Source organism: Microbispora sp. KK1-11 (assembly GCF_006874435.1).
In the GTDB taxonomy this organism is placed as follows: Bacteria; Actinomycetota; Actinomycetes; order Streptosporangiales; family Streptosporangiaceae; genus Microbispora; species Microbispora catharanthi.
The window spans coordinates 60980-83921 of sequence record NZ_VIRJ01000019.1; the positions used below are offsets into that span (position 1 = coordinate 60980).

23 protein-coding genes are annotated in these 22942 nt (G+C 72.9%); 13 read left to right on the forward strand and 10 right to left on the reverse strand.

Annotated features, from left to right (window positions below; translation table 11 throughout):
* The first annotated feature begins 59 nt into the window (after positions 1-59).
* Entirely contained in the window at positions 60-860 is an 801-nt protein-coding gene (locus FLW16_RS25325) for an SURF1 family protein (RefSeq protein WP_142562626.1), read from the forward strand.
* Between the two features lie 68 nt (positions 861-928).
* Positions 929-1249, forward strand: a complete 321-nt coding sequence (locus FLW16_RS25330) for a DUF3817 domain-containing protein (protein ID WP_142562627.1) — start codon at positions 929-931, stop codon at positions 1247-1249.
* A gap of 73 nt (positions 1250-1322) precedes the next feature.
* Here the strand turns inward: FLW16_RS25330 and FLW16_RS25335 are convergent, their stop codons facing one another.
* Both FLW16_RS25335 and FLW16_RS25340 read right to left on the reverse strand, forming a co-directional pair.
* Entirely contained in the window at positions 1323-1517 is a 195-nt protein-coding gene (locus FLW16_RS25335; RefSeq protein WP_142562628.1) for a hypothetical protein, read from the reverse strand.
* A 273-nt stretch (positions 1518-1790) separates the two neighbouring features.
* Positions 1791-2384: a hemerythrin domain-containing protein gene (locus tag FLW16_RS25340; RefSeq protein WP_260615570.1), complete on the reverse strand. Its 594-nt coding sequence runs from the start codon at positions 2382-2384 to the stop codon at positions 1791-1793.
* Between the two features lie 199 nt (positions 2385-2583).
* Here FLW16_RS25340 and FLW16_RS25345 point away from each other — a divergent pair, with 199 nt between their 5' ends.
* From FLW16_RS25345 to FLW16_RS25365, 5 genes are all read left to right on the forward strand, one after another.
* Positions 2584-3273: a response regulator transcription factor gene (locus FLW16_RS25345; protein ID WP_142562629.1), complete on the forward strand. Its 690-nt coding sequence runs from the start codon at positions 2584-2586 to the stop codon at positions 3271-3273.
* Positions 3274-3297: 24 nt separating this feature from the next.
* Positions 3298-6894: a DUF4153 domain-containing protein gene (locus tag FLW16_RS25350; protein ID WP_142562630.1), complete on the forward strand. Its 3597-nt coding sequence runs from the start codon at positions 3298-3300 to the stop codon at positions 6892-6894.
* A gap of 13 nt (positions 6895-6907) precedes the next feature.
* Positions 6908-8452, forward strand: coding sequence for an amidohydrolase family protein (locus FLW16_RS25355; RefSeq protein ID WP_142562631.1), 1545 nt, complete (start codon positions 6908-6910; stop codon positions 8450-8452).
* A 35-nt stretch (positions 8453-8487) separates the two neighbouring features.
* Positions 8488-9564: a zinc-binding dehydrogenase gene (locus FLW16_RS25360; protein ID WP_260615571.1), complete on the forward strand. Its 1077-nt coding sequence runs from the start codon at positions 8488-8490 to the stop codon at positions 9562-9564.
* Positions 9565-9728: 164 nt separating this feature from the next.
* Positions 9729-10724 (forward strand): RNA polymerase subunit sigma-70, encoded by a 996-nt coding sequence (locus tag FLW16_RS25365; RefSeq protein ID WP_142562632.1) that lies wholly within the window; start codon positions 9729-9731, stop codon positions 10722-10724.
* 35 nt (positions 10725-10759) lie between these two features.
* Here the strand turns inward: FLW16_RS25365 and FLW16_RS25370 are convergent, their stop codons facing one another.
* Both FLW16_RS25370 and FLW16_RS25375 read right to left on the reverse strand, forming a co-directional pair.
* Positions 10760-11440, reverse strand: a complete 681-nt coding sequence (locus FLW16_RS25370) for a response regulator transcription factor (protein WP_142562633.1) — start codon at positions 11438-11440, stop codon at positions 10760-10762.
* 4 nt (positions 11441-11444) lie between these two features.
* Positions 11445-12578, reverse strand: coding sequence for a sensor histidine kinase (locus FLW16_RS25375; RefSeq protein ID WP_142562634.1), 1134 nt, complete (start codon positions 12576-12578; stop codon positions 11445-11447).
* A 229-nt stretch (positions 12579-12807) separates the two neighbouring features.
* Between FLW16_RS25375 and FLW16_RS25380 the strand changes: the two genes are divergently transcribed.
* Positions 12808-14289 carry a nitrilase-related carbon-nitrogen hydrolase gene (locus tag FLW16_RS25380; protein ID WP_142562635.1) on the forward strand — a complete coding sequence of 494 codons (1482 nt, stop codon included), beginning with the start codon at positions 12808-12810 and terminating at the stop codon, positions 14287-14289.
* Here the strand turns inward: FLW16_RS25380 and FLW16_RS25385 are convergent.
* Complete coding sequence (locus tag FLW16_RS25385) at positions 14271-14576, reverse strand: hypothetical protein (protein WP_142562636.1); 306 nt, start codon at positions 14574-14576, stop codon at positions 14271-14273. The genes FLW16_RS25380 and FLW16_RS25385 overlap by 19 nt on opposite strands.
* Before the next feature lie 125 nt (positions 14577-14701).
* On the opposite strand from FLW16_RS25385, the gene FLW16_RS25390 reads away from it, so the two are divergent.
* The gene (locus FLW16_RS25390) at positions 14702-15028 is read left to right on the forward strand and encodes a hypothetical protein (protein WP_142562637.1); all 327 of its coding nucleotides are present in this window, start codon (positions 14702-14704) and stop codon (positions 15026-15028) included.
* Positions 15029-15366: 338 nt separating this feature from the next.
* Here the strand turns inward: FLW16_RS25390 and FLW16_RS25395 are convergent, their stop codons facing one another.
* Entirely contained in the window at positions 15367-16233 is an 867-nt protein-coding gene (locus tag FLW16_RS25395) for an alpha/beta fold hydrolase (protein WP_142562638.1), read from the reverse strand.
* Between the two features lie 151 nt (positions 16234-16384).
* Complete coding sequence (locus FLW16_RS25400; RefSeq protein WP_221891276.1) at positions 16385-17062, reverse strand: tetratricopeptide repeat protein; 678 nt, start codon at positions 17060-17062, stop codon at positions 16385-16387.
* A 115-nt stretch (positions 17063-17177) separates the two neighbouring features.
* On the opposite strand from FLW16_RS25400, the gene FLW16_RS25405 reads away from it, so the two are divergent.
* The 3 genes from FLW16_RS25405 to FLW16_RS25415 are packed head-to-tail and all read left to right on the forward strand — an operon-like array spanning position 17178 to position 20015.
* Complete coding sequence (locus tag FLW16_RS25405) at positions 17178-18416, forward strand: alanine racemase (RefSeq protein ID WP_142562640.1); 1239 nt, start codon at positions 17178-17180, stop codon at positions 18414-18416.
* 13 nt (positions 18417-18429) lie between these two features.
* A complete protein-coding gene (locus FLW16_RS25410; RefSeq protein ID WP_142562641.1) occupies positions 18430-18816 on the forward strand; it encodes a Rid family detoxifying hydrolase in 387 nt (128 codons plus the stop codon).
* Positions 18817-18818: 2 nt separating this feature from the next.
* Entirely contained in the window at positions 18819-20015 is a 1197-nt protein-coding gene (locus FLW16_RS25415; protein WP_142562642.1) for a hypothetical protein, read from the forward strand.
* Here the strand turns inward: FLW16_RS25415 and FLW16_RS25420 are convergent.
* Positions 19996-20667, reverse strand: a complete 672-nt coding sequence (locus FLW16_RS25420) for a hypothetical protein (protein WP_142562643.1) — start codon at positions 20665-20667, stop codon at positions 19996-19998. The genes FLW16_RS25415 and FLW16_RS25420 overlap by 20 nt on opposite strands.
* A gap of 243 nt (positions 20668-20910) precedes the next feature.
* Positions 20911-21549 carry a TetR/AcrR family transcriptional regulator gene (locus FLW16_RS25425; RefSeq protein WP_142562644.1) on the reverse strand — a complete coding sequence of 213 codons (639 nt, stop codon included), beginning with the start codon at positions 21547-21549 and terminating at the stop codon, positions 20911-20913.
* Positions 21550-21585: 36 nt separating this feature from the next.
* On the opposite strand from FLW16_RS25425, the gene FLW16_RS25430 reads away from it, so the two are divergent.
* Entirely contained in the window at positions 21586-21924 is a 339-nt protein-coding gene (locus tag FLW16_RS25430) for a rhodanese-like domain-containing protein (protein WP_142562645.1), read from the forward strand.
* Between the two features lie 13 nt (positions 21925-21937).
* Here FLW16_RS25430 and FLW16_RS25435 read toward each other — a convergent pair whose 3' ends face one another.
* Entirely contained in the window at positions 21938-22933 is a 996-nt protein-coding gene (locus FLW16_RS25435) for a LacI family DNA-binding transcriptional regulator (RefSeq protein WP_142562646.1), read from the reverse strand.
* Positions 22934-22942 lie beyond the last annotated feature (9 nt).

The window sequence follows — 22942 nt, forward strand, 5'->3', positions numbered from 1 at the left end:
TCACCAAAGGCACCGGCGCGAATACCGGACCGGCGCGGGCGGCGGATAGCGTTGTATCCATGCTCCGCACCCTCCTGGCTCCCCGGCTGGTGGCCCTGCACCTGCTGGTCATCGGGGTGCTCGTGTCCTTCACCTTCCTCGGCCGCTGGCAACTCGGCGTCTTCGAAGCGTCGGGCGCCCCACGGCGGGCCCCCGACCCCGCGCCCGTGGCCGTCACCGAGCTGGCCCAGGTGGGGCAGCACGTCAGCGGCACCGCGATCAGTCGCAGGGTGACCGCCACGGGGACCTACGACGCCGCGAAACAGCTGCTGGTGGCCGACCGGGTCGCGGACGTCGCCGCCCCCGGCGGCCGGGCGGCCCGGGGGAGCGGGTTCTGGCTGCTCACGCCGCTGCGGCTCACGGACGGCACGGTCGTCCCCGTCGTACGCGGCTGGGTTCCCACGGCGGCCGACCCCGCCACGGCCGTGCCGGAGGGCACCGTGACCGTGACGGGCCGGCTGCGGCCGGCCGAGCAGACCGACGACGTGATGCGCAGCGGGAACCTGCCGCGCGGCCAGGTGGCGACGGTGTCGACGGCGGAGCTGATCAACGTGTGGCCGGACGCGCGGGTGCGGGACGGGTTCGTCGTCGCGACCGCGCAGGAGCCGCCGTCCCGCGCCACGCCGGTGGCCGTGTCGGCGCCGACCGAAGGCGGCGGTTTCACCTGGCGCAACCTGGCCTACGCCCTCCAGTGGTGGATCTTCGCGCTGTTCGCCGTGTACATGTGGTTCCACTTCGTACGCGACGCCCTGCGCGGGCAGCGGGAGCGGGAGCGTGAGGAGCCGCAGCCGGCCGAGCCCGCCGCGCACGTGGAGGCCTGATCGGCCCTGAAGCCTGGACCATCGGGTGGCACGGATATCGTGTGGTGACCGTTTCCCCAGCAGAGGTAATGATCGACGTGGAATCCGCGCTCAACTTCTATCGCGTCATGGCGTACATCGTCGGCGTGATGCTGCTCGTGCTGTGTGCCGCCATGGTCGTCAAGTACGGCTTCGACAGCGGCACGATGGTCGCGGTCGTCGGGCCGATCCACGGCTTCCTGTACATGGTCTATCTGGTGGCCGCGATCAACCTGGGCCTGATCAAGGCCCGCTGGTCGGTGGGCTACCTGCTGCTGGTGCTCATCGCGGGCACGATCCCGTTCCTGTCCTTCGTGATGGAGCGCAGCGTCACGGAGCGGGCGCGCAGGAGGATCGCCGCCGCTTCCTGAGCGAAACGGAACGGCCGGGCGCCGCGACGGCCGCCCGGCCCGTGTTCCTTCGTCTGGTCGTCTCTGTGGAGCCTCAGCCGCCGATCTGGCGGCGGCGGATGCGCCGCAGCCGCGCCCGCTGCGACTCGTCGAGCATGAAGTAGGCGACGACCGGCGCACCCAGCGCGCCGATCGCGATCAGCCAGGCCAGGAGCGTCGGCACCGGAAGGATGAAGACCAGCACGGCCACCACCGCCGCGCCCACGTAGTACTTGCCCAGTGGCGACATCGTCAGGCCTTTCGTGTCGGGTCCCGCGCGGGACGTCGTCCCGTCGCCTGGGAGAACGTCCGAAGTCCCGGCGGAGTTCCGCGAACGCCCGCGGGGAGACGCCCGATCCCGGCCGGCGCTCTTGCGCGCCGCGGCGCCGCGGCGCCCGGGGAGACGAGTGACCGTCTCCGCCCGGCTCCGCGACGCCGCGCACGCTCCCCGGTCTCCGGCATGGGCCGCGCTCCCGATGTCGACGGGACGAACTGCGTTCCCGTACGGCGGCCCGCCCGAGACTCAGCCTTCGCCGGACTCCGACTTGCCCATCGCCTTGCGGATCAGGTCGCGGGCGCGATCCATGATCGCGACCGGCGTCCCCATCAGGATGTTCGCCGTCGCCGATTCGACCCCGGGATGCGGGTGCGTGGGAGCCATCGCCTCGGCTGCCTTGACGCCCACGGCCATCGCCCTGCGCTCGCCCTCGGACGTGCTCGCCTTGAGCTCGGAGAACTCGTAGCGCTCCTCGGCGGCGGCGTGGGCGAACACGGCGGCCCGCAGTCTCTCCAGCTCCTGGGAGAACTCCGGCGTCGTCACGTCCATGTCGTCGAGGCGGCTGAGCAACTCCTTCGCCTCTTCCTCCTCCTGGAGGCGGTTGTCCACGATCGCGTCGCCGCCGACCAGCTTGCGACGCGCGTAGGGGTGGACGATCTCCTCCTCCGCCGTCTCGTGGACGGCGAGCAGGCGGACGAGGCGGCTGAAGGCCTCCCTGCGCTGCTCCCCCTGGCATCTGTCGACCTCGTCGAACAGCTCCCGGATGAGAACGTGCTGCTGCGTCAGGAGATCGATCACGTCGTTCTCCCGCATGGTCTCCGGCCTTGACTGGCGGTCCATTAGCGCCTCCTTCCTGGTCATATCGGGGCTACCCGCAACGGGGAAGCGAAACCCCTGACCTGCGGATTCGGCTCACGGAGGCGGTGCCGCGGCCCGCGGCCCCGACACGGAAGGCGCGGGCGGGCGGCGTTCACCGATGCACGGGATCTGCACATTTCCGGACGACGGCTCTGCACAGAGGGCATCTACGCTTCCCTCCATGGCTACCCCTCAGCAACGTCGCGTCCTCGTGGTCGAGGACGACGACACCATCGCGAACGCCGTACGGCTCCGGCTCGCGGCGGAGGGCTTCGACGTACGTGTCGCGAGCGACGGCGAGGGGGCGCTCGCGGCCTACGCGAAGGCGGAGCCCGACGTCGTCGTCCTCGACCGGCTGCTGCCCGGCCTGGACGGGCTCGAGGTGTGCCGCAGGATGCAGGCCGCCCGGCCGGTGCCGGTCCTCATGCTCACCGCGCTCGGCGAGGAGACGGATGTGCTGGTCGGTCTGGGGGTGGGGGCCGACGACTACATCACCAAGCCGTTCAGCATGCGGGAACTCGTCGCGAGGATCCACGCCCTGCTGCGACGGGTGGAGCGGGCCAGCCTGCTCGCCCACGAGGACACGGTGATCCGGGTCGGCGACGTGGAGATCAACACGGCCGAGCGCCGCGTGTTCGTCCGCGGGGCCGAGGCCCAGCTCACCCGGACCGAGTTCGACCTGCTGCGGCGTCTCGCCGAGCGGCCCGGCCAGGTCTTCGAGCGCGAACGGCTGCTGTCGGACATCTGGGGCTTCTCCGAGGCCGCCGCGACGCGGACCGTGGACAGCCACGTCCGCGCGCTGCGCCGCAAGCTCGGCCCGGAGGTCGTCCGCACCGTCCATGGCGTGGGATACGCGCTCGTCCGCCCGTGACGCTTCATTAGGGAGAGCAAGGCGTTGAGGCCGCTCGACTTCCTCGGCCGGATCAAGGTCAAGCTCGGCATCGTGATCGTGCTCGCCGTGGTCGCGGCGTTCGTCGTCAACGAGGTCGGCATCAACGGCGGCCTGTCCCGCGATCTCAGGATCGCGATCGCCGTCGTGCTCGCGCTGATCATGGTGCAGCTCCTCGCCCGCGGCATGACCCGGCCGCTGCGCGAGATGGCCGCCGCCGCGCAGACGATCGCCAAGGGCCGCTATGGCCTGCGTGTGAGCGCGACGTCCCGGGACGAGGTGGGGGAGCTCGCGCGGGCCTTCAACGCCATGGCGGCCGACCTCGCCGAGGTCGATCGCCAACGGCGCGAACTCGTGGCCAACGTCAGCCACGAACTGCGCACGCCGATCACCGGCCTGCAGGCCGTGCTGGAGAACGTCGTGGACGGCGTCACGCCGCCCGACCTCGACACCCTGGGCACGGCCCTCGCCCAGACGCAGCGGCTCGGCCGCCTGGTGGCCCAGCTTCTCGACCTGTCGCGGCTCGACTCGGGGGCCCGGCTGATCGAGCCGGAGGAGCTGGACCTGGCGTCGTTGTGCCGCCAGGCCGTCTCGGAGGCGACTCTCGCGCGTGACGACGTCACGGTGGCGAGCGCGGTCACGCCGGGGACGGTGCTGTCCGCCGACGCCGCCCTGCTCGCCCAGGTGCTGGCCAACCTGCTCGACAACGCCGTACGGCACAGCCCGTCCGGCGGCACGGTCCGGGTGGAGGCGCGGCAGGCCGGGCCGAACCTGGAGATCAGCGTGACCGACGACGGCCCCGGCATCCCACCGGCGGAGCGGGCCCGGGTGTTCGAACGCTTCTCGCGGCTCGACGCCGGACGGGCCGCCGACGCGGGCGGGGCCGGGCTCGGGCTCGCCATCGCCAAGGAGATCGTCGAGTTGCACGGCGGGTCGATCGCGGTGTCGGACCCGATCCCGGCAGTGATGACCGCCGCGAGACGGGCCGCGGGGGGAGGCCGGAGGACGGCCCCGGGGTGCCGGATGGTCGTCGTGCTGCCGCGTCACGGGGAGGCCGCGGCCGGGGAGAGCGTGGACGGACCCGTCCACGCCGGAAAGGGAGACATGGACGTCCGGAAAGCGGATGCGGGCCGCACCGCCGGTCGGCCCGGCGGGAAGGACCCGGCCGGGGACGACGGCGCAGACCTGACCGAAGGCGCCCTCGTCGCCGGTGAGAGGCCGGGAGAGATCGGCGCCGTGGTCGCTCGGCCAGGCGGAGGCGCGGAGCGGCACGCACACGGCGCGCGGGACGAGGATGCCCGGCCGTCCGGGACCCCGGACGGTGGTGAGCGACCGGAGGACGGCCAGGGGGAGAGACCGGTGCCCCTCGGATCGGAGCCTCTCAGGTCGGAGCCCCTCGGATCAGAACCTCTCAGGTCGGAGCCTCTCAGATCGGAGCCCCTCCACGAGGGCCCGGCTCCGTCCCCGCGGACCGGGAGCGCGGAGACCGCCGCCCCTCGGATCGGCGACCACGGCGGCTACGCAGACGGCACCGGTGCCGCCGGCGACGGCGAGGACCGGAAGGAGCCCCGGCGGCCCGACCTCGTCCACGCGCGAGCGGATCAGCCGTACGCGGCCGCGCCGGTCGCGGGCTCCGGCCCGCACATGCCCGCGCCACACCCTGGCTACGACCGCGCCGGGCACCTGGCACGTGTGGCGCTGGGGGCGGGCGTCGGCATGTTCGCCGGGTTCCTCACCGGGCTGGTCGTCTCGGTCATCCTCGGCTTGGGCGTCATGACGCTGCTGCTGTTCACCGTGGCCGGCACGATCGCGGGACTGGTGCGCGGCTCTTCATCGGCCCACCGAGCCGCGGCGGCGGGCGTGCCGCCGTCGCCCTGGCAGGCCCACGCCCCTGGTCCGGCCCCTGGTCCGGCGCCTGGTCCGGCGCCTGTGCCCACGCCCGTGCCGGTCGCCCGTATGGGCTCCGCCGAGCTCGCCGCCCAGGGCGAGGGCGTCTCCCCGCCGCCCGCGGTGCTCACCGCCCCGGCACCCGCGGAACAGCGGCCGGTCTCCCCTGAGCCGCCCGTGACCGGCCCGCAGGGGTCCGGGCGATACCCGCCGCCGCCCGCGTACGTGCCGCCGCCGCTGTTCCCGCGGCCGGAACTGCCGGACGCGCCCCGGTGGCTGCTGCCGGCCGCAGCGGCGGCCGGCCTGGTCGCCGCCGTCGCCCTGCCGTACGCGTCGCCCGGGCTGGGATTCGTGCTGACGGCGGTCGCGATGGGGGCGGCCGCGTTCCCGGCGGTGCTGCCGCTCCGGCGTGGCCGGATCACGCCGTGGACGGTGGCCTTCGGCCTCCTGGCGTACGCGCTGGTCTCCGTGGCGCTCTTCCGCGACGCCGAGTGGCTGGTCGGGCCGGTGCTGCTGGCCGCGTTCGGAGTCGGATCCCTCGCGGTGTCGGGCGGCGGACGGGGCTGGCTCGCGGTGATCAGGGGAGGGGTCTCGGTCGCGTTCTCGGTGCTGCCGCTGCCGTGGTTCCTGGCCGGGCCGCTGCGGACCCTGACGCGGCGGCGCCGGATGCTGCCCACACTGGTCAGCGTCGTCGTGACCGTCGTCCTGCTGGCCGTCTTCGGCCTGCTGTTCTCCTCCGCCGACGCCGTCTTCTCGGCCTTCCTCAGCGACCTGCTGCGGACGCCGGAGTGGGCGCAGAGCCTGCCCTACCGGGTCTTCGTGTTCTGCGTGTTCGCGGCGGGGGCCGCGGCGGCGGTGCTGGTGGGCCTGCGGCCGGTGGCCGAGCCCGCCGCGCCCGACCTGCGGATGTCCCTCGGCCGCCAGGTGTGGGTGATCCCGCTGCTCGGGCTGAACCTGCTGTTCGCGGCGTTCGTGACCGTGCAGATCACGGTGTTGTTCGGCGGGAGCCGCAGGGTGCTGACGACGGCGGGCCTCACCTACGCGCAGTACGCGAGGTCGGGCTTCTTCGAACTCGTCACGGTCAGCCTCTTCGTGCTCGGGATCGTGGCGGGCGCGGTGGCCCTGCTGCGCCGCGAGAGCCGGGCCGACCGCTGGCTGCTCGCCGTGCTGCTCGGCCTGCTGTGCGGGTTCACGCTGGTCATCCTCGCCTCGGCGCTGCATCGGCTCGGCCTCTACACCGACGCGTACGGCCTGTCGCGGCTGCGGGCCTCTGTGGAGGCGACGATCTGGTGGCTCGGCGCGGTGTTCGTGCTGGTCCTGGCGGTGGGAGCGGTGCGCCTGTCCGGCGGCGGCACGTCCTGGTTCTTCCGGGCGCTCGTGCTGCTCACCGGGGTGTCGCTGCTGGCGTTCGCGGTGTGGGACCCAGACGCGCGGGTGGCCGAGACCCAGCTGACGGTCCGGGGTGTGGAGCGGCTCGACCACGGCTACCTGAGCGACCTGGGGGCGGAGGCCGTGCCGATCCTCGACCGCCTGCCCGAGCCGGACCGCAGCTGCGTGCTGAGCGACGTGGTGGCGGTCAACCACCTGTCCACGCCGGACCCCTGGAACGGCTGGAACCTCGCCAGGGCCCGCGCCCGCGAGGTGCTGGAGCGGCGGCCCCTCGTGCGGCCCGGCGACTGCCCCGGCTCGTCGCGTGTGCCCGGTCCGTACGACTGATCTAATCGAGGACGTGACCTTCGATGTGCTGATCACCGGTGGCCGCGTCGTCGACGGCACCGGAGCCCCCGCGTTCCGTGCCGACGTCGGCGTGCGCGGGGGCCGGGTCGAGGCGGTGGGCCGCCTCGGTGCGGCCGAGGCGGCGGTTCGGATCGACGCGGCGGGCAAACTTGTGCTGCCGGGCCTGGTCGACTGCCACGCGCACGGCGACGCGGCCGTGTTCGACCCTCTCGTGCAGCACGCCGCGCTGCGACAGGGGGTCACGACGTTCGTGCTGGGACAGGACGGGCTGTCGTTCGCGCCGGCCACCTCCCCGGCCGCCTTCGCCTACGCGAGCCGCTACTTCGCGGCGGTCAACGGCCCGCACCCGCATCTGGACGGGCCGGTGAGCGTCGCCGGCCTGCTCGCCGGATACGACGGCAGGACCGCGCTCAACACCGTCTACCTGCTGCCGCACGCGACGATCAGGTTCGACGCGATGGGCCCCGCGGAACGCGCCGCGGACGGGGACGAACTGCGCGCCATGCTGCGCGCGGTCGAGACGGGCCTGGCCGAAGGGGCGGCCGGACTGTCGTCGGGCCTGGAGTACGCCCCCGGCCGGTACGCCGACGCCGCCGAACTGGCGGCGTTGTGCGCACCGCTGGGCCGCCTGCCGTACGTGACCCACATGCGCGCCTACGGCGCGTCCGCGTCGGTGGGGATGACGGAGGTCGTGGAGATCGCCCGGCGGTCCGGCGCGGCCGTGCACGTCTCGCACCTCCACGGCCCGGCGTCCGTCCTGCTGCCGCTGGTCGAGGACGCCCGGCGGCAGGACGTCGACCTGACCTTCGACACCTATCCCTACCTGCGGTCCAGCACGATCCTGGCGATGGTGACGCTGCCGCCGTGGGTGCCCGCCGCCGACCCCGACCGCGCCGTGGCCATGCTGTCCTCCGAGCGTGACCGTCTCGCCGAGGAGTGGGCGGGACGCGACGACCTGTGGCCGCGGATCACTCTCTCGCACGCCCCCGGGTTCGAGTGGGCCGAGGGGATGACCCTGCCCGCCGCCGCGGCCGAGTACGGCGCCACCCCCGCGGAGTTCTGCCGGGTGCTCCTGGTGAAGACCCGGCTCCAGGCGGGCTGCGTGCAGGCCCGCCCCGACGAGGGCCCGGCAGGGGAGGAGTCGGTGCGCGCCGTCATGCGCGACTCCGGCCACACCGGCGGCTCCGACGGCATCTACGTGGGCGGCCACCCACACCCGCGCGGCTTCGGCGCGTTCGCCCGCTACCTCGGCCGGCACGTACGCGAACTCGGCGACCTCACCTGGGAACAGGCCGTCGTGCACCTGGCCTCACACCCGGCGCGCCGCTTCCGGCTGCCCGATCGCGGTCTCGTGCGGCGTGGCCAGGGCGCGGACCTGGTCGTCGTCGACCCGGCCACGGTGGCCGACACGGCGACCTACGAGAAGCCCCGATCGCTCGCCGTGGGCGTGGACGACGTGCTCGTCGGCGGCGTGCCGGTGCTGCGCGGCGGCGAACTCACCGGCGCCACCCCCGGCCGCGCGCTGCGGCCCGCCTGAAGGCGATGCCGTTCGGGAGAGGCCGATTCCTTTTCGTGGCGGCCGGGGTCTACATGAGGGATCGGCCCGCGCGCCGGGCCGATCCCTCATGTACGCCGAGAAGGAAAAGCCGATCACCGATGAGCATTCCCGCGACCATGCGCGCGCTGCAGCAGACTTCCCTCAACGGCCCGCAGGACATGCGCCTGATCACCGACGCGCCGGTGCCGAGCCCCGGCCAGGGCGAGGTCCTGATCCGGGTCACCGCCGCCGGCGTCAACTTCGCCGACATCTCGAAGGCCCACGGCACGTTCCTGGACGGCCCGCGGCCGCCCTACCTGGCCGGTTTCGAAGCCGCCGGTGAGGTTGTCGCGATGGGCGAGGGGGTGACCGGCCCGCAACCGGGGACCCGCGTCATCGGCGTCGGAAACGGCGCTTTCGCCGAGTACATGGTGCTGCCCGCGGCCGCGGCGATGCCAGTGCCCCCCGGCTGGACGGAGCAGCAGGCGCTCGGCCTGGTCGTGAGCCGGCCCACCGCGCTGGCCGCTCTCAAGCCTCTGGGCGGTATCACCGCGGGGCAGACCGTGCTGATCCATGCTGCGGCGGGCGCGACAGGTCAGGCCGCGGTCACAATGGCCAAACACTACGGCGCGACGGTCATCGCCACCGCCTCGCCGGCCAAGCATGAGACGGTGCTGGCACTGGGAGCCGACCACATCCTGGACTCCCTCGGCGGCGACATCGCCGCCGATGTGCTGCGGCTGACCGGCGGCGCCGGCGTCGACCTTGTGCTGGAGTCGGCGGGCGGGGCCACCTTCGACGCCAGCCTGGCCGCCGCCAAGCGGGTCACCGGCCGTGTCGTCGTCTACGGCGTCGCGGGCGGCGAAGCCGCGATCAGCAACTGGGACCTGGTGTACAGGCATCAGGTCCACGTCATCGGCCTCAACATCGGCGTGCTGATCCAGGCCGCACCGCAGATCTTCGGCGAGGTCATGGGTGAGCTGTCCGCGCTCATCGCCGCCGGCGTGCTCGCCCCCGGCCGGCCCACCGCGTACGAACTGGCGGACGGCCCGAAAGCGCTCGCGGAACTGGAATCCAGAGCCACCATCGGAAAGCTGGCCCTGCTGCCCTGAGGAAACCCCCTAGTACCGAGCCAGTACCGAGCCGGTGACGCCGCACACCGGAGGTTCCCATGACAGGAGTCGAAACAGATGGTGACTGAGGCCGGGCCTGGTCGTCGCCGGCGGCATCGCCACGTGGACCAGGCCCAGGCGTGTCGCAGTACCAGGCTCTCGGCGTGACGGCACATCTGGGAGCGGCACCGGATCAAGACCGGTTCACCGCCGAGACCGAACGGTTCCGCCGGGAGTTGCTGGCGCACTGCTACCGAATGGTCGGCTCGGCGCACGACGCCGAGGACCTGGTGCAGGAGACGTATCTGCGGGCGTGGCGGTCCTACTCCGGATTCGAGGGCCGGGCGTCGATACGGTCCTGGCTCTACAAGATCGCCACGAATGCCTGCCTGACCGCGTTGGAGCCGCGCCCGATCCGGGTGCTGCCCTCGGGTCTGACAGGTCCGTACGACGGACCCGATCGCCCGCCGAGTTCGTTCGCGCCGGGCGAGGTCTCGTGGCTGGAACCGCTGCCGGACGCATGGATCGCTCCGCCGGCCGACGATCCGGCCGCGGTGATCGTCGAACGCGAGTCGCTACGACTGGCGCTCATCGCCAGCCTGCAGCACCTGCCCGCCCGCCAACGCGCGATCCTCATCCTGCGCGAAGTGCTGGCCTTCTCGACGGCCGAGACCGCGGAGATCCTCGACACCACCACTGCGGCGGTGAAGAGCGGTCTGCAGCGCGCCCGCGCCCGGCTCGACGAACTGGGGCCCGAGCCCGCGGAACTGCTCGAACCGAACGACCAACGGGCCCGCGCGCTGCTCGACGGCTACATCGCGGCCTTCGAGCGCTCCGACGTCGGCCTGCTGGAACAGGTGCTTCGCACGGACGCCACGCTTGAGGCGACGCCGTTCCGCGACTGGCAGTCGGGCCGGGCGATGTGCATGCACATGCTCGACGCGTACGTGCTGGGCACACCGGGCGACTGGCGGATGATCGCGACCACCGCGAACGGCCAGCCCTCCGCCGTCGTGTACCACCGGGACGCGGACGCCGCGCTCCGAGCCGCCGGCGTCGTGGTGCTGGCCCCCACCGCCACCGGCGTCTCCCGCGTGATCAAGTTCCACGATCCCGCGCTGGCCGCGACGTTCGGCTTCCCGGACGTGCTTGCGCACTGACCAAGACCGCGAGGGCCGGGCTGGGCACCGGGCCGTCATCGCCCATCGGTGCGGAACATGTCCTGGTCACCCGCGACGACCAGGCCGGATTCGTACGCGAAGACCACGGCCTGCGCGCGGTCGCGCAGGTCCAGTTTGGTCAGCAGGTTGCTCACGTGACTTTTGACCGTGTGCTCGGTGACCACCAGATCCGCGGCGATCTCGGCGTTGGACCGGCCGCGTGCGAGCAGCCGCAGCGTGTCCATCTCCCGGTCGGTCAGCTCACCGAGCCGCTGCCGCAGCCGGGGCCGGGCACGGCCACGCCCGACGAACTCGGCGACCAGGCGCCGGGTGATCGCAGGAGCCAGCAGCGACTCCCCCTCGGCGACGAGGCGGACGGCGCGTACGAGGTCGTCCCGCCGTACGTCCTTGAGCAGGAAGCCACTGGCCCCGGCGCGTAGGGCGTCGTAGACGTACTCGTCGACGTCGTACATCGTGAGGACCAGCACCTTCGCGTCGGTCCTGCGGCACACCTGTGCGGTGGCCTCGACGCCGTCCACGCCGGGCATCCGGATGTCCATGAGCACCACGTCCGGCTCCAGTTCGACCGCCTTCGCGACGGCCTCGGCGCCGTCGGCCGCCTCGCCGACCACGGTGATGTCGTCATGGGCGTTGAGGATCATCGCGAAGCCGCCGCGGAACAGGTCCTGGTCGTCGGCGACGAGTACGCGCAGCATGCCGTCAGCCGATCGGCAGGGACGCGGTGACGGTGAGACCCGGGTTCCCCGGCCGGACGGCAAGCCGGCCGCCGCACGCCGTGACCCGCTCCCGCATCCCGATCATGCCGTGTCCTTCCCGTAGCTCCCGCCCGCCCCGGCCGTCGTCGGCGACCTCGACGTCCAGGGTGTCACCGGACCAGCGGAGCCCTACGCGGACGGTGCTCGCTCCGGCATGCCGGATCGTGTTGGTCAGCGCCTCCTGGATGATCCGGTACGCGGCGATGTCCACGTCGGAGGGCAGGCGCCGCGGCTCGCCACGCACGTCGGCGGAGACGTCCAGGCCCGCCCGGCGGGCGTTGTCCAACAGGCCGGGCAGGGCGTCGAGCCCGGGCTGCGGCCCCCGGGCCGGAGCCGGACCGCCCGGTGCCTCGCTTCCGCGCAGCGCGCCCAGGATGAGACGGAGCTGGCCGATCGCGTCCCGCCCGGCCGCCGCGATCGCCTCGAAGACCTCCTCGGCCTTCTCCGGGTGATCGCGCACCACCAGCGGGCCGGTCTCCGCCTGGATCACCATGAGGCCGACCGAATGGGTCACGATGTCGTGCATGTCGCGGGCGATCCGGGTGCGTTCGCGCGCGACCGCGGCGGCGCGTTCCTCGCGGATGCGCGCTTCGCGCTCCCGCTCGGCGTCCCGGCCGGCCCGCCGGGCCCGTGCGCTCACACCAAGGGCGTACGCGGCGACGATCGCGGTGAGGAGGTAACGGTAGGTCTCCAGATCCTCGTGCGGGACGACGAGCGACACGGCCACGCCGACGACGAGACCCGCGATGCCCCCGGCGCGCCACGCCCGGGAGAGATCCGCCGCCGCGAAGGTGTAGGTGCACACGAGCACGCCGTAGGGCAGCAGCAGCACCAGAGCCGCGGAGTGTGGCAGCGACTTCGCCGCGATCGCCAGGATCGTCGTGGCGCAGCCCACGACCGCCCCGACGGGGAGGATGGCGCGGCGCCGCCACAGCACGGGCACCGACATCAGGACGGCGAGCGCCACGGCCCACCACGGCTGGCGGTGCGGGACGAGGACGGGCGTCACCGTCATCACGGTGACGACGGCGGCGATCGCGACGTCGGACCTTGACGAACTGAGGATGCTCGCCCGCATGACCGGCTCCGGGGTTGTCAGAGGGAACCCGGCAAGACTATGCGCGCGGCCCCCGCCGCCGCCTCAGCCGCCCGGCTGATGGCCGTCTCACTCCTTCGAGTGAAGCCCGCTGCCACGACCCTCCGAGCGGTCCCCGTCCCTGCGACCGGCACCCGGATCGCTCCCACCGGTGATGTGCGTCCAGGCCGTAGCCAGGAGGGTCGGGGCGGCTGGAGAAGGAGGCTGCACGATGAATTCACCGATTCGGCGTCTGGCCGTGGCGCTCGCCGCCACGGCCCTGTCGGCGACGCTGTTCCATTTCGGCACCGGGCTCACGCCGGTGCCCTGGCTCACCTGGCTCGCACCGCTGCCGGTGCTCGTCCTCGCCTACCGCGTCGGCGGCCGCACCGCGTTCCTCGCGGCGTCGGCCGCGTGGCTCGGCGGTGAGACGGCGATGTGGGGCTACTACCTCGACACGGTGCAGCTCCCGCCGCCGATGGTCGTGTCGATGGTCGTCGGGTCGGCCCTGCTGTTCGGGCTGGTCGTCCTGGCGTCACGGGCGCTCCTGCTGCGGGGACGCCCGCTGACGGCCGTCGCCGTCGTGCCGGCGGCCTGGGTCGCCGTCGAGTACGCGGTCTCGGTGCTGTCACCGAACGGGGCATGGTGGAGCCTGGCCTACACCCAGGCCGACGTCCTTCCGGTCCTGCAGACCGTCTCGGTCACCGGACCGTGGGGGATCACCTTCCTGGTCCTCGGGGTTCCCGCGGCCGCCGCCGCGCTCTTCGCACCGCTCCCCACGGCACCGGGGGCGGCCGGGCGGCTGCGGGTGGCGGTCACCGCCGTGATCGTCCTGGCCATGGCGGTGGGGTACGGCGCCTGGCGGCTGCACGCGCCGTACGGTGAGGGCTCGGAGAAGGTGGCGCTGCTCGCCGCCGACCGGGACGGCTGGGTCCCGGTCGCCTCGGCTGAGGGACGTGCCCTCCTCGGGCGGTACACGGCGCGGATCCCGGGCCTCGCCGCACGCGGCGCGCGGGTCGTGGTCATGCCGGAGAAGGCATTCATCGCCGACGACGCGACGCTGCCCGTCCTGGCGGCGCCGCTGGCGCGGCTCGCCGCCGATCATCACGTCGACATCATCGTCGGGCTGATCCTCAAGCGGTCCGGCAGCCTCCGCAACGCGGCCGTCGACTTCCCCGCCGACGGGAGCCGGCCGGTCGAGTACTTCAAGCATCACCTCATTCCCGGACTGGAAAGCGACTTCCAACCCGGGAACCGTAAGGCCTTCGTGCCCGGTTCGGGCTCCCGCTGGGGGATCGCGATCTGTTTCGACCTGGACCTGCCCGGCCTGGTGCGCGACTACCGCAGGAGCGGCGCCACGACGATCTTCGTGCCCGCCTGGGACTTCGACAGGGACCGCTGGCTGCACGGCAGGATGGCCGTCACCCGGGGCGTCGAGACCGGGCTCACCGTGGCACGCGCGGCGCGGGACGGCGACCTGGTCGTGAGCGACGCCAACGGCCGGATCCGGACCGAGGCGCACAGCGCGGACGCGCCGTTCGTGTCCACCCTCACCCCGCTGCCCACCCGCTCGGCCGACACGCCCTACACAAGGTTGGGCGACTGGTTCGCCTGGGCCTGCGCGCTCCTGCTGCTGCTCGCACTCGCCTCCCTGGCCCGCACCCGGGGCGTGGCAGACGCCCGGCCGCAGCGCCTTCAGGGCCGCCAGCCGTAGACGACGGAGGTGGACGCGGACATCTCCGGCGACGCAGGGAAGGCCGCGCCCACCGCCCAGAAGCGGTGCGTTCCCGGGACTCTCGCCAGCCCGCGCAGCACCACCCGTCCGCCCGCGATCTTCGGCTCGGCCGGCGTGGCGGAGCCGGTGGGCGTCAGCGAGAGGACGGCGGTCTCGGCCGCGACGACGTCCTCGTCGCCGGTCGTGCTTGCCACCACGGCCCGCAGCCCGCCCTGCCCGTCGGCGACCGCCGCGTCGGTGAACCGCCAGCCCTTGGGCACGGCCACGGGCCGCCAGGCCCGCCCGTCCCAGTGCGCGGCGACCGGGTCCCTCCGCCCGCACCGCCATGCCCGGCCCCGGTCCCGGTACCCGCCGCCAGGGGCCGCCGTCGGACAGCCGGATCGCGGGTTCCTTGCCGTCCAGCGCCCACGCCCGGCCCCGGCCCGCCGAGCCCAGCCGGGCGAACGACCCGCCGCCGCCGACCGGCGCCCACCGCGCCCCGTCCCAGTGCAGGACCTGCCCGCGACGTGCCTCCCGCAGCAGCAGCCACACGTCGTCCGGCCCCGAGGCCGCAGCCGCCACCGGGTCGGCCCGCTGCGCCGAGGCGTACCTGGTCCAGCGGGCTCCGTCCCAGCGCAGTGCGACCAGCCGGCCCCGCCACGTCTCGTCGAACCCGAACGCCCAGGCCACTCCGGGCGCGGGGGCGACGACACAGGTGACCTGGTCGAACACCCCGTAGTCGGCGAGCAGGCGCAGCCGCCACGGCCCCGACTCGTCGGCCGCGACCGTCACGGGCCGGTGCCGCTCAGGCGGATCGTCCGGATACAGATAGTCCCAGGCCCCTCGAAATCCCTTCCCGTCCGCCGCCGGCGTGGCCGGCGCGACACCCGTGGCGGCGGGCGCCGGTGCCCGCTCGGACACGCGTTCGCGGGCGGGCGGGGCGGTGCAGGCGCCGGTCAGCACGGCCACGACGACGGCGGCTGACAGGGCCGGGGTGGACGGCGCGCGCGGGCTCATGGACCTTGGACGCGCGATCGCGTGGTGGAGTTCGCCGCCCGGCTCGACGGGTTCGCCGGCCTACTCGGCCAGGACCTGGCGCAGCGTGACGGCGAAGTTGTCCGGGTCGCCCGGCGTGCCGAACGTGTCGTCGAGGAACCCGCCGTGGTTGCTGGGGAAGATCACGGGCTTGGTGCCGAGCCGCCCGGCGACCGCCTCGCCCGCGCGGCGGGCCATCTGCCCCTCCGACTCGACGCCGACGCCGACCACGACGCGGGTCGGGGCCGCGCGGAGCGCGTCGAAGTCGGGCTCGTAGTGCGTGCAGGTGATGAGGTTCTGCTCGAACATCACGTCGCCACGCGCACCGTCGTCCTCCGCCGGCAGCCCGAACTCGGCCGGGCTGCGCATGGGCTGATCGGCGAAGTCCGCCGGGATCTCGCCCTGGTGGCCGACGACCGCGATGAATTTCACCATCGCCGGCCCGAAACCCTCCCGGTCGTACGTCCGCCGGATGTCGGCCACGGCGGCCAGCGCCTGCTCCCGGTCCGGCAGCACCTGGGCGGCGGGGGGCTCGTGCGCCACGAGCGTGCGCACCTGTTCCGGATGCCGGGCGACGAGCGCGAGCCCGTTGACCGCGCCTCCGCTGCTGGCGAAGATGTCCACCGGCCCGCCTCCGAGCGCGTCGATCAGGCGGTGCAGGTCGTCGGCGTGCAGGTCGGGGGTCGACTCGGCGGCGCCGTCGGTCCGCGTGCTCCGGTCGCTTCCGCGCGGGTCGTAGGTGACCACGGTGCGGTCCTGGAAGTGCCGCGCCAGGGCGGCGAACCCGGCGGCGCCCATCGGCGATCCGATCAGCAGCAGGATCGGCTCGCTGGTTCCCTCGGCCTCGCGTACGTCGTAGTGGAGAACGCAGCCGGGCACCTCAAGGGTGTGGGTCCTGGGCTCGGTCATGGGGTCGCTCCTCTGTCTGATCCTGTGTCTGAACTGCGGAACCACAGAGCCCTTGTGAGGGCGATCACACCCTATCTCGAACGTGTCATCGAATGCAGGCCGACTCGGGGAACCCGGCGCGGCGATGCGACGCGCTGCCGACCGGCCGTGGTCACAGAGTCGTACGCGCCTGTTCCACGTGCCGCGCGATGCCCGAAGCCCCGCTCGACTTCGCGAGGGCGGCCGCCTCGTCGAGCAGCCGCAGGGCGTCATCCCGGCGGTCCTGCGCGGCGGCGATGTAGGCCAGCCCGACCAGGTTGGCGGCGACGCCGGGATCGAAACCGAGCTCCCGGCGCAGCCGGACCGATTCCTCCAGCCGTTCCCGCGCCGCCTCCAGCCGTCCGGCCTTGTGCTCGGCGATACCCAGGTGCCTGAGCGCGTAGGACATCGTCAGCCTGTCGCCGGCCCTCGCCGCGAGCTCGTACGACCGCCGCAGCGCGGGCCCGGCCGCCTCGTCGTCGTGCCGCACGACCTGGTGGAAACAGCCGATCCAGAAGAGCGCCTCGCCCTCGCCGCGTCCGTCGCCGAGCCGCCGATAGAGATCGGCGGCCCGCTCGAACAGCTCGAGCTCGCGGGGGTCCTCCTCACGGTGTTCGAGGAACCGCGCGTGGACGACCCGGCCGCGGGCCAGCGCGAGACCGGCCTCGACCACGCCGATGTCCCGTCCCGTTCCCACCGTGGCCAGGTCGGCTTCCACCGCGTCCAGCTCCCGGTCGGCCGCGGCGAGAGCCGAGGCGTCGCCGCCGAAGACGGCCTGCTCGTAGAGGGCTTCTGCCCGTTCGAGTCGCACGTCGCCGCTCATCCCGACCCCATCCGATCGCGCTGCGAGGTCGCGAGTCTACCTCTGGCGTGGTGGTCCAGTACGATCCACAAGGTGGTCTGAACCGGGACAGCGAGGGGGCGGCGTGGGTTTCGCGGACAGCCCCCGGCAGGACACACCGCGAGGACTCCCGGAGATCGTCGTCGACGCGCGCACGCGCGGTTTCCTGTGGCCGGGCGAGCCGAGCGGCGGACGGGAGTTCGCCGAGGCCCGGCACTCCCTGTTCGACGGCGCGTTCACCTGGCCGGTGATGACGGCGAGGCGCTCGGCCCTCGACCACAACATCGCGACGCTGGCGCGCTTCGCCGACCGGCACGGCCTGGCCTTCGCGCCGCATGCCAAGACCACGATGTCGCCGCAGCTCGTGCGGGCCCAGCTCGACGCCGGGGCGTGGGGGGTCAGTGCCGCCACGCCGGGCCAGGTGCTCGTCCACCGCTCCTTCGGCGTCCCCCGCGTGCTGCTGGCCAACGAGATCTTCGACCGCGGCGCGCTGCGCTGGCTGGCCGGAGAGATCGGGCGCTTCGACTTCCTCTGCTACGCCGACTCCGTCGAGGGCGTGCGCGTGCTCGACGAGACGGCCGGCGACGTGCCGTTCCGCGTGCTGGTCGAGCTGGGCCACCCGGGCGGCCGGACCGGCTGCCGCGGCCAGGACGAGCTGCTGGCGGTGGCCCGCGCGGCGCGGGAGGCCCGGGGAACCGAGCTGGCCGGGGTCGCCGGATACGAGGGGACCCACCACGAGGCCGCCGAGGTGCGCGGGTTCCTGCGCGACCTGGCCCGCGCCGCCCGGACGCTCGCGCCGGAGGTGGCCGGCCCCATGGTGGTCTCCGCCGGGGGCAGCTCGTGGTTCGACCTGGTGGCCGAGGAGCTCGCGCCGCTGACCGGGGCGCTGGGCGCCACCGTGGTGCTGCGCAGCGGCGCCTACATCGCCCACGACGACGGCTACTACCGTGAGCACACGCCGTACAACCGGCTGGAGGGCGAGCTGCGGCCGGCGCTGGAGGTCTGGGCCCAGGTCCTGTCCGTGCCCGAGCCCGGTCTCGTGCTGGTCGGCATGGGCAAGCGGGACGTGCCCCACGACATCCACCTGCCGTTTCCCCGGGCCGTGCGCCGCGGTGGCCGGGGTCCTGCCGAGCCGCTGACCGGGGTGACGGTCGTCAAGGTGCAGGACCAGCACGCCTATCTCGACGGCGACGCCGGGCTCCGCCCGGGAGACCTGGTGTCGTTCGGGCTGTCCCATCCGTGTACGGCCTTCGACAAATGGCGCGTCATCCCCGTGGTGGACGACGACGACATCGTGATTGATTTGATCAATACGTGTTTCTGATGGAGCGGTGACAATGGCTGGCAAGCAGGAGATCCGTACGACCGCCGGGGCCCCGCCGATCGGCGCGTACTCCCAGGGGCTCGTGGTGGGCGACTTCCTCTACACCTCCGGCATGGGGCCGCTCGACCCCCAGACCGGCGAGGTCGTGGGCGACGACGTGGCGGCCCAGACGCACCGGACCATGCGCAACCTCGGGGCGGTGCTGGAGGCCCACGGCCTGACGTTCGACGACGTGGTGAAGGCGACGGTCCACCTGCAGAACCTCAAGGAGGACTTCGCCGCGTTCAACGAGGTCTACCAGTCCTACTTCACCCGGCCCTACCCGGTGCGCACCACCGTGGGCTCGGATCTCATGGACATCCTCGTCGAGATCGACTTCGTGGCGTACGCGGGCCGCTGACGATGGACAGCGCCCTGTACGTCTTCGTCGAGGACCTGCGCGCCGAGGGCGTGCGGGGGCTGCTCGACCGGGCCTCGGCGTACGGCGTGCGAGGCGTCGCGGTGGCCGCGGCCTACCACCAGGCCAGGGACGTGACCCCGCACGGCGCGTCGCGGCTCACGCTGCGCCGCGACGGCGTCCACTTCCCGCCACCGGACGACCTGTTCGGCGGGCTGCGCCTGGCCCCGCCCGTGCAGCCGGGGGCGGAGGACCGGCCGATCGACGAGCTCCGCCGCGCCTGCGCGGACCGGGGGATGCGGCTGCACGGCTGGACCGTGTTCCTGCACAACGCCACCCTCGGCCTGGCTCACCCCGACCTCACGGTGGAGAACTGCTTCGGCGACCACGGCTCCCCGTCCGACCTGTGCCCCTCGCATCCCGACGTGCGGGCGTACGCGGTGGCGCTGGCCCGGGCCGTCGCGCGGCAGGGGGTGGACACGGTCGTCGCGGAGTCGCTGCACTTCGGGGCCTTCGCGTACGAGCGGTGCTTCGTGGCGCTCGGCCCGATGGACGCCTTCCTGTTCGGCCTGTGCTTCTGCGCCCACTGCATGCGCCGGGCCGCCGACCTCGGGGTGAACGCCGAGGTGGCCAGGCAGGAGTGCGCCAGGATCGTCGGGGGCGTGCTCGACGGCGATCCTCCCGCGGAGGGCGAGGTCACGCGGGCGGCCCTGACGGCCTACGCCGGCCCGGAGACGGTGGCGTACGCGCGGGCCCGCTCCGAGAGTGTCACGTCGCTGGTGGGGGAGGTCGCGGCGGCGGTGACGGCCGAAGGCGCGCGGCTGACGTTCCTGGACGCGACGGGCGCGGCCAAGGGCTACGCCCACGGGCTGCCCTCCGCCGGTCTGGCCGCGCACGACTCCTGGCAGCTCGGGATCGACCTGGTGGCGCTCGGCGACCTGGTCCCGTCGTTCGCGGTACTCGGGTATGCCAGGGACCCCGCCCGGGTGGCCGACGACGTCGCGGCCTACCGGCGCTCCGTGGGCAAGAACCCGGAGCTGCGGGTCGTGCTTCGCCCTGGCGCGCCGGACACCGACTCCGCCGACCGGCTGGCCGCCAAGGTGCGCGCGGCCCGTACGGCCGGGGCCGGGGCCGCCGACTTCTACGCGTACGGCCTGGCGCCCTACGAGGCGCTCGGCCGCATCACCGAGGCGCTCGCCTGAGGCCATATATACCGAGGGTTACGGTCGGCAGGCGAGAACGCCGGGTACGCGGCTGTAGCCGGTCGACCCAGCCGGCGAGGCCGGCGTCGATGTAGCGGAGGCACTGCAGGATGGCGTGGTGATCGGCTTGCAGATGGCGGTGGTAGATCGGGCAGTGGTAAGCGATTTTGTTGCGCAGCACGCGTAGGTGGTCGAGACTGCGATGCAGTTTCCTGCGCCCGCCTCGGTAGCCGGGGAAGGCCCGGTGCAGGGCCGTACGCCACAGGCGTTGGTCGTAATTGTTGCCGGGACCGAGCAGGGAGGCCCAGAAGCCGAAGGGCAGTTCGTTCTCAATCTGGTCGGCGGTGCCCGTACGGCCTTGCCTGCGCAGTTGATCACGTGCCTCACTGATCTTGCGCTGGGCGCCGAAGTGCAGGTCGGCATCCTCCCACCAGTCGGTCCGCTGGAACAGCCTCACCATTTCGCGGCTGAGGACGCTGCGCAGCGCGACCTCCAGGTACTGCAGTGGGCCGTAGAAGGCCGCGCAGATCTCCGTGTTCCAGCAGTGCAGGCGCAGTGCGGCCATGGTCTGTCCATCGCACCGTGCCTCGTACTCGGCGACACGAGCGACCGACAGCACCTCCCGCAGCTGTACGGCCTCGGCCTCTTCCATTTCCCGCTCGTGCCCCCTGTGCTACTGTGAGTGACATAAGCCCCGGTGTTGCCTCTGCTACGGTACGCAGCCGGGGCACAGCTTTGTGTGAGCAAGGGTGCCACAGGCGCCTTGTCGCAGGGGTCATCTCCGAGCAGGCCGCCGCCGATCACCCGCTCGCTCTGATGGCACCATGGATCGCTCGGGTCGGCCCGGTCCGGCTCCCGGCGAGGACCGGCCGGCCGGCGGCCAGTGCCCCGGATGTCACGGCCGGTCGGCGACGAGGGCGTCCGCGAGGACGGCCAGACCTGCGGCGACCCGCCCGGCGTCGCACTCGCGCAGCACGGCGGTGACGTGCTCGGCGGCCAGCGGGGCGAGCAGCGTGTGGGCGAGGTAATCGGCATCGGCGCCGGGACGCGCCTCGGCCAGCAGGATCGCCAGGTGGCGGTGCCAGAAACGATAGGAGCCGATCCGATATCGGGCTCCGGGGCTCGCGGTCTCGGAGACGCGCAGCAGATCGAGGTGTGCGAAGAGGTAGTCGGCGTAGGCCGCGACGAACGCCCGCACCCGATCGGCCGGTAATGCGCCGGGCCCCAGCGGCGGCGGCCCGGACAGGATCCGCTCCTGCAGCTCCCGTTCCTTGTCGTCGAGCAGGGCCGCAACGAGCCCCGACTTGTCCCCGAACCGGCGGAAGAGCGTGCCCTTGCCCACCCCGGCCTCCGCCGCCACCGCGTCCATCGAGACCGCTTCGACACCGTGCTCCCGGAACAGCTTCGCCGCCGCCTCCAGCACCCGTCGCCGGTTACGCGCCGCGTCCGCGCGTTCACGGGGCGGTTCCGGCAGCAGGGAGGCGAGTTCCCTTGACGATCCGGACTGCGGTCCGGTAAGTTCCGAGCTGTTCACACAACCGGACTGTAGTCCAGTTAATTGGAGGACGCAATGACCGCTCTCATCAGCAGGGACGAGCTCAAGGCCGCCATCGACGCCGGTGTCGTCACCGTCGTCGACGCGCTGGGCGGCGACTACTACGCGCAGCAGCACCTTCCGGGAGCGATCCCGCTGACGGAGGCCGAGGTCGCAGAACGGGCCGCCGAACTGCTGCCGGACAAGAACGCCGCGATCGTCACCTACTGCTCGAATCCCTCCTGCCCCAACAGTCAGGCCGTGGCCAACCGCCTGACCGCGCTCGGATACACCGACGTGCGCAAGTATCGGGAGGGCATCCAGGACTGGGTCGAGGCCGGCCTGCCGGTCGAGTCGCTGACCACGGCGTCCTGATCGCCCCGGCCGTTCAGGCGGAGCCCCGGACGACCAGCTCGGTGGGGAGGATCACCGGGTCGGCCGGGCCGCCCTTGAACAGGTCCAGCAGCAGCCGGACCATCGCGGCGGCCTGCTCGATGATCGGGTGCCTGATCGTGGTCAGCGGGGGCTCGGTGTAGCGGGCCGCCTCGATGTCGTCGAACCCGACGATTGCCACGTCGTCCGGCACCCGGCGGCCCGCCTGGCGCAGGGTCTGCAGCGCCCCGATGGCCATGAGGTCGTTGGCGACGAACACGGCGTCCAGGTCCGGGTCGTCCTGCAGCAGGTGGCGCATGGCGACGGCGCCGGACTCCCGGGTGAAGTCCCCGACGGCGACGATCGACCGCCGGTCGGACTCGCGCAGCGCGTCGCGGTAGCCCTTGAGCCGGTCCTGGCCGCCGATCATGTCCTGTGGCCCGGCGATCGTGGCGATGCGCCGCCGTCCGCTGTCCAGCAGGTGGCGCACCGCCTTCACCGCACCGCCCACGTTGTCGTTGTCCACGTACGGCAGGGGAACCGGCACGGCCGGCCTGCCGTACGAGACGACGGGGACGCCCATCCGCGCGATGGCGGAGGGCAGCGGGTCGGCGCCGTGCATCGAGATCAGCATGACCCCGTCGACGTGGCCGCTGGCGATGTAGCGCTCGATCCTCGCGTGGCTCTGGGCCGAGCCGCCGAGCATGAGCACGACCTGCTTGTCGGCGGCCTCGAGTTCCAGACTGGCCGAGCGGATGACCGTGGAGAACATCGGGTCCTCGGCGAAGACCCTGGTCGGCGGCTCCGACACGACCAGCGCGATCGAGTCGGTCCGCTGGGTGACGAGGCTGCGCGCCGCCGAGTTGGGGACGTATCCCAGCTCGTCCACGGCGCGCATCACGGCATCCCTGATCTGCGGTGTCACCGTCATCTGCCCGTTGACGACCCGGGAGACGGTGGCGCGGGACACCCCTGCCCGTGCCGCCACCGCCTCCAGAGTGGGTCGCTTCATTCAATCCCC

Coding starts and splice junctions, on each gene's coding strand:
- FLW16_RS25325 (WP_142562626.1), top strand. CDS start 60: ATGCTCCGCACCCTCCTGGCTCCCCGGCTGGTGGCCCTGCACCTGCTG.
- FLW16_RS25330 (WP_142562627.1), top strand. CDS start 929: ATGATCGACGTGGAATCCGCGCTCAACTTCTATCGCGTCATGGCGTAC.
- FLW16_RS25335 (WP_142562628.1), bottom strand. CDS start 1,517: ATGTCGCCACTGGGCAAGTACTACGTGGGCGCGGCGGTGGTGGCCGTG.
- FLW16_RS25340 (WP_260615570.1), bottom strand. CDS start 2,384: ATGGACCGCCAGTCAAGGCCGGAGACCATGCGGGAGAACGACGTGATC.
- FLW16_RS25345 (WP_142562629.1), top strand. CDS start 2,584: ATGGCTACCCCTCAGCAACGTCGCGTCCTCGTGGTCGAGGACGACGAC.
- FLW16_RS25370 (WP_142562633.1), bottom strand. CDS start 11,440: ATGCTGCGCGTACTCGTCGCCGACGACCAGGACCTGTTCCGCGGCGGC.
- FLW16_RS25375 (WP_142562634.1), bottom strand. CDS start 12,578: ATGCGGGCGAGCATCCTCAGTTCGTCAAGGTCCGACGTCGCGATCGCC.
- FLW16_RS25380 (WP_142562635.1), top strand. CDS start 12,808: ATGAATTCACCGATTCGGCGTCTGGCCGTGGCGCTCGCCGCCACGGCC.
- FLW16_RS25395 (WP_142562638.1), bottom strand. CDS start 16,233: ATGACCGAGCCCAGGACCCACACCCTTGAGGTGCCCGGCTGCGTTCTC.
- FLW16_RS25410 (WP_142562641.1), top strand. CDS start 18,430: ATGGCTGGCAAGCAGGAGATCCGTACGACCGCCGGGGCCCCGCCGATC.
- FLW16_RS25415 (WP_142562642.1), top strand. CDS start 18,819: ATGGACAGCGCCCTGTACGTCTTCGTCGAGGACCTGCGCGCCGAGGGC.
- FLW16_RS25420 (WP_142562643.1), bottom strand. CDS start 20,667: ATGGAAGAGGCCGAGGCCGTACAGCTGCGGGAGGTGCTGTCGGTCGCT.
- FLW16_RS25430 (WP_142562645.1), top strand. CDS start 21,586: ATGACCGCTCTCATCAGCAGGGACGAGCTCAAGGCCGCCATCGACGCC.
- FLW16_RS25435 (WP_142562646.1), bottom strand. CDS start 22,933: ATGAAGCGACCCACTCTGGAGGCGGTGGCGGCACGGGCAGGGGTGTCC.